Annotated in this window: 4 protein-coding genes and 1 pseudogene; 4 read left to right on the forward strand and 1 reads right to left on the reverse strand. The window is 40.4% G+C overall.

Translation table 11 applies throughout. The features are described 5' to 3' along the window. The 3 genes and pseudogenes from ACEW8O_RS00370 to ACEW8O_RS00380 form a co-directional block, all read left to right on the forward strand. Nucleotides 1-321 (forward strand): annotated as a pseudogene (locus tag ACEW8O_RS00370) (SusC/RagA family TonB-linked outer membrane protein); the annotation flags it as partial. A gap of 18 nt (nt 322-339) precedes the next feature. Then, the gene (locus ACEW8O_RS00375) at nt 340-1,953 is read left to right on the forward strand and encodes a RagB/SusD family nutrient uptake outer membrane protein (protein ID WP_373492633.1); all 1,614 of its coding nucleotides are present in this window, start codon (nt 340-342) and stop codon (nt 1,951-1,953) included. A 177-nt stretch (nt 1,954-2,130) separates the two neighbouring features. After that, entirely contained in the window at nt 2,131-2,748 is a 618-nt protein-coding gene (locus ACEW8O_RS00380) for a hypothetical protein (protein ID WP_373492634.1), read from the forward strand. Between the two features lie 337 nt (nt 2,749-3,085). Here ACEW8O_RS00380 and ACEW8O_RS00385 read toward each other — a convergent pair whose 3' ends face one another. Beyond that, complete coding sequence (locus ACEW8O_RS00385; protein ID WP_373492635.1) at nt 3,086-4,624, reverse strand: GH36-type glycosyl hydrolase domain-containing protein; 1,539 nt, start codon at nt 4,622-4,624, stop codon at nt 3,086-3,088. A gap of 51 nt (nt 4,625-4,675) precedes the next feature. Between ACEW8O_RS00385 and ACEW8O_RS00390 the strand changes: the two genes are divergently transcribed. Then, a partial coding sequence (locus tag ACEW8O_RS00390) for a hypothetical protein (protein WP_373492636.1) occupies nt 4,676-4,766 on the forward strand: 91 nt, incomplete at its 3' end.

The following is a 4,766-nucleotide window of genomic DNA, read 5'->3' on the forward strand; positions in this document are numbered from 1 at the left end:
GTGAATACCAAATATTATGACCCATCTATTAAAGTTGCCCAATATAACAGCAGCCATGTTGAGAAAGCAGATTTCGTGGTTTTGGATAATGCTACCCTAGGATATAATTTTAATCTAGGACAAGGCAGAAATGTTTCCAGATTGAGGGCATTCTTAGCTGTGCAGAATCCATTTATGTTTACTGGATATACAGGAGTTGATCCAGAAGTTCGATATGTGGATACAGAGTCGAATAATGATCCATTGGCACCAGGTATCGAGCGTAGAGCAACGTATTTCACTACTACTATCACCACTCTTGGTTTAAACATCAGTTTCTAAGCTAAAAAATAAAGATCTATGAAAAATTTAATAAACATACGATACTTCCTGATTGGCCTGGGAATGAGTTTCTTCTCAACTTCTTGTGTTGATTTGGAGGAACAATTATTTAGTCAAGTCTTAGCGGAAGATTTCTTTCAGAACGAGGAGGAATTTATTTCGGCATTGGGTGCTGCCTACAGTTCTTTGGGTGGTATAGGGAATAGTGGGAGTCTTTGGTCCATCAATGAAATATCCTCAGATGCAATAGTGGTCTCCCATAAAGGCGGTGATTGGTTTGATGGGGGTCAGTGGCTTCAATTGCACCAACATGACTTTCAAATTGATAATCCCTTTTTCCAAAATTCGTGGAATTTTCTATTCGGAGGTATCAATACCTGTAACAGGTTGATATTCACTTTTGAAGGATCAACCAATCCCATTGCTACGACATTTATAGCAGAATTGCGGGCTTTGCGGGCATTGTACTATTATTGGGCAATGGATGCTTTTGGGAATGTACCTTTAGTGACTGACTTTAATGATTTAGAATCTCCTGCGACTAGACCTAGGCAGGAAATTTATAATTATATCCTCACCGAATTAAATGAGATCATTCCTTTATTGCCAGTTGCAAAGGATGCTTCTACTTCTGGAAGAATGACCAGATGGTCTTGTTTGATGATCCGGATGAAGATGTACCTCAATGCGGAGGTTTACACCGGAACAGCACAATGGGCTTTGGCTGCTGCTGATGCAGAAGAGATCATTAACTCTGGAAAATACAGCTTGATGCCAGTTTATCGGGATAACTTTATAATCAACAATATAAATTCAACAGAAAATATTTTTGTCTATCCTTATGACAAAGTTTTCGCAAGAGGATTTAATTGGGTGATGATGACCTTGCATATTGCCAGTCAGTCAACCTACAACTTAACCCAACAACCATGGAACGGTTTTCAGACCGTGGAGGAATTTTATAACTCCTATGTTGATCCTGTGAGAAATCCGGGGGTACAAGGGCTGGTTTGGAAGGGTTTAGCACAGGAACGAACACCAGGTACAATTGATGGAAGGTTGACCAATTTCTTGGTTGGTCCCCAATTTAGAGCTGATGGGTCGAGATTGGAAGATCCGGGTGTAGAAGCTAATGACCCGGATGGTCCTCCAATTACATTCATGCCTTTCCTAAATGAAGTTTCGCCGGGAGGTTTGAGGCAAGCTGGAGCCAGAATTGGTAAATATGAATTTGAAAGAGGTGGTACTGATAACATGAGCAATGATTTTGTGATCTTCAGATTGTCAGATGCAATCCTTACCTTGGCAGAGGCCAAATTCAGACTTGGACAAACTGCCGAAGCCCTTGCGTTGGTAAATCAAATCAGGGAGAGAGCAGGAAATCTTAATCCATATACTACACTCACCGAACAAAATCTATTTGATGAAATGGGAAGAGAAAAGTTTGCAGAAATGACCAGAAGACAGGATCTGATCAGATTCAAAAAGTATGGGGAAGCTTGGTGGCCGTTCCAAGGAATGAACCGTCCAAAGAGAGTCCATGCTCCAGGTAGCCATTGGGAATTGTTCCCTATTCCCGATCCACAGTTATTAGCCAATCCTAGATTGACTCAAAACCCAGGTTATAATTAAAAACTAATTCAACAATTTATAGAGCAAGCTGAGATGTTTATTTCAGCTTGCTTTTTTATTTTCTATCCTCAATAAAAAGAGAAAATTAACCGGAACGATTGAAGTATTTATGAAAAATCATATACTTGAACTTCATTCCAAAACGATCAAATCATAATGAATTTTAGTTTAAAAAGAATGTTCCATTCTATATATAGCGTGCTGAAAAACAATATCCCAACAGTAATTATCATTGGATGGATGATCAGTATGCAGGCGTGTGACTCGCCTTCCTTTAAGTTTGGGGAGGACAAAATCAGCCAAACAGACAGCTTGTTCTTTGGCATTCATTTAGGTATGGACCAAAAGAATTTCTTTGACCTGTGTGCCGAACTCAATAGAAAGCAGATCATTACCCAAGGATCAGGTGGTAGTACCAATGTGGAATATAGAATAAAGAACGATTTTGACAATGAGGTCAGCATGCGCTTTTTTCCAACTTTTATTGACAACAAGGTTTATGAAATGCCAGTAACCTACTCGTATATAGCATGGGCACCATGGAACAAAAAATATTGGGCAGACAGCCTTTTGGAAAAGTTACTTGTAAAATACAAAGAATGGTATGGAGAAGATTTCAAATTGATCAATCATCCCACTCAGGGAAAGGTATACTATAAAATAGACGGAAAAAGAAGGATAAACCTTTTTGTCAAAGATGAACAATTTGTCCAGGCAGTCTTCACTGATCTTAAAGTAGAAAAAAGATTGAAAGAGGAATTTGAAGAAAGCTTGGAAGAGAGAGAGGGTAATTGAGGTGAGATTGTCTTGACATAAAAAAAACCGACGTATGATAGTCGGTTTTTTTATTAATAGCCTCGACAAGAATCCCTGCCAGCAGGCAGGGAATTTGTATCTAAAGTTTATGAAACTTCTATAATTGGACTAAATTATAATGTTTCCATAAAGCTGGAAGATGGATTGGACTTTAGCCATTTTTCAACTTTGTTAACCTTTGAATTTTTTGTAAGGCAGCTTGACTGATTTTCCGAAATTTTATTGCCCCTTTGGGGCAATAGTCATTCAAGAGCGTTGATTCAATCATCCAAATCACCGGAACTTCCTGCTGCATAATACAGGAATTACTTTATTTTTAAGTCATGCTATTTTTTGTAATCTGGACATGAACAGTCACCGCATGATGATTTCCATCATCAGTCAAAGGAAAAACGTTTCCAATTCCTTGTTTATCTCCCATTTTCCACCTAGAACCCTCTTCACCTTCTTCTTGGAAAACGGTGAATTTATAAGTTGATTGGCCAAATTGGTAATGTACAGTAACAGAAGGCCAAAATAGAGGAAAACACGGATTGAACTGTAAATGATCATTTTGTAGGTCCAGTCCTACTAATGAGCTTGTTATAAACTGGTACATCCATCCTGATGAACCAGTATACCAAGTCCAACCTCCCCTCCCTTTATGGGAAATATTTGCATATACATCTGCTGCCATTACATATGGCTCAACTTTATAAACCTGACTTTTCCCCGAATCTGATCCATGGTTTATTGGTTGTATCATGCTGAACAACTCCCATACCTTTTCCCTGTCCTTCAGTTGTGCGAATGCCATCAGGGTCCAGATCGCTGCATGCGAATACTGACCGCCGTTTTCTCTGACACCGGGAACATAACCTCTGATATAACCGGGATTTGGACCTTTTTTATCAAATGGAGGATCCAACAATTGGATCAGATTCATATCTCTCCTGACCAGATGTTGATCAAGTGAGGCCATGGCCGTCTGCTGCCGCTGCTCACTTACTGCACTGGAAAGGACTGACCAGCTTTGCGCAATGGCATCAATCCTGCATTCCTCGTTTTCTTTTGAACCAAGGGGACTCCCATCATCAAAATAGGCACGTCGGTACCACTCTCCATCCCAGCCCCCAGTTTCTAAATTGGATTGCAGCCTATGAGCTGCATTTTTGCAATATTCAGCAAATTGGGTATCTCCATATTCCATCGCCACTGGATTAAACCGCTCCAATACATCATAAAGAAAAAATCCCAGCCAGACACTTTCTCCTTTGCCTTTGATGCCTACACGGTCCATGCCATCGTTCCAATCACCGGACCCAATAAAGGGCAATCCATGTTCCCCAAAATGAAGGCTGTGCCTGATAGCCCTGACACAATGCTCATATAAAGAAGCAGAAAAGTTTCCACTAGCAGGCAGATCATAGAAGGATTCCTCCTCCTGATAAAGTGGCCGGCTTTCCAGAAAACCTACGGTTTCATTCAATAGATCTTTATCCCCTGTGGCAGCAATATATCGAGAAACCACAAAAGGCAACCACAGCATGTCATCAGAGCAACGTGTCCGGACACCTCTTCCTTCAGGAGGATGCCACCAATGCTGCACATCACCCTCCACAAACTGCCTTGATGCACTTAACAATATTTGCTTTCTTGCCAGACTGGGTTGCGTATTTAATACTGCCAACACATCCTGTAGCTGGTCTCTAAATCCAAAGGCACCTCCAGACTGATAGAATCCACTCCTGGCGAATATCCGACAAGCTATTGTCTGATACATCAGCCAACCATTCGCTAAAATATTTAGTGCCTTATCAGGAGTTTCCACCTGAACCGCACCCAAAACTTCTTTCCAATATTTCTGAACCTGAATAAGTGAATTCCAAACATCATCACTGGTATTGAATCACATCTGGTTACTTTCGTGGACAAGGATTCTCCCATAAAATTTATTGTTCTGGAGTTAAAAAACCGGTCTGGAAGAGAGCGTGAAATATCTGCTACCGGGTTTATGG

Origin of the sequence: Aquiflexum sp. (assembly GCF_041749095.1) — a bacterium.
Taxonomy (GTDB): Bacteria; Bacteroidota; Bacteroidia; order Cytophagales; family Cyclobacteriaceae; genus Aquiflexum.

Bases quoted from the DNA above. Each gene is read 5' to 3' on its own strand.
- ACEW8O_RS00380 (WP_373492634.1), top strand. From the start codon at position 2,131: ATGTTCCATTCTATATATAGCGTGCTGAAAAACAATATCCCAACAGTA.
- ACEW8O_RS00375 (WP_373492633.1), top strand. From the start codon at position 340: ATGAAAAATTTAATAAACATACGATACTTCCTGATTGGCCTGGGAATG.